Origin of the sequence: Microbacterium sp. BF1, assembly GCF_019279095.1 — a bacterium.
GTDB lineage: Bacteria > Actinomycetota > Actinomycetes > Actinomycetales > Microbacteriaceae > Microbacterium > Microbacterium maritypicum.
The window spans coordinates 1-612 of the sequence record NZ_JAGYWT010000832.1 but is presented as its reverse complement, the minus strand read 5'-3'; the positions used below and the strand labels follow the sequence as shown (position 1 = coordinate 612).

The following is a 612-nucleotide window of genomic DNA, read 5'->3' as shown; positions in this document are numbered from 1 at the left end:
GCCGCCATGGTGCAGCGACACCCAGGAGGCGCCGGATGCCGTGTTGAGCAGGGCGTTCAGCAGGGGCCAGTCGGCGATCGCGTCGGAGCCGTCCTTCATGGCCTCGGTCTCGCGGTACGGCGATGCCACGGAGCCTGCGTCGAGGTGGTCGCGACCGATCACGATCGGGGCCGACAGCTCGCCCGAGGCGACCATCTCGTTGAACTTGAGCCCGGCGAGGTGGCGCTCCTTGTAGCCGAGCCAGCAGATGCGGGCGGGCAGCCCCTCGAAGTGCACCTTCTCCCCGGCCTTCTCGAGCCAGCGGTGCAGGGCGGCATCCTCAGGGAAGAGCTCGGCGATGGCCCGGTCGGTCTTGTAGATGTCTTCCGGGTCGCCGGAGAGGGCAGCCCAGCGGAACGGCCCGCGTCCTTCCTCGAACTGCGGGCGGATGTACGCCGGCACGAACCCGGGGAACTCGAACGCCCGGTCGAACCCGCCCAGCTGCGCTTCGGCCCTGATCGAGTTGCCGTAGTCGAACACCGCGGCCCCCGCACACCGTGATCGACGAGCTGTCGCTGGATTCCGAAGCGACAGACCCCGTGTTCTTCGACCGCGGATCGGGGATGCTGCTCG

At 69.1% G+C, this 612-nt stretch carries 1 pseudogene; it reads right to left on the bottom strand.

The annotated features are described in order from the left end of the window. Positions 1-531, bottom strand: a pseudogene (locus KZA10_RS17070) (urocanate hydratase); the annotation flags it as partial. Positions 532-612: the final 81 nt, after the last annotated feature.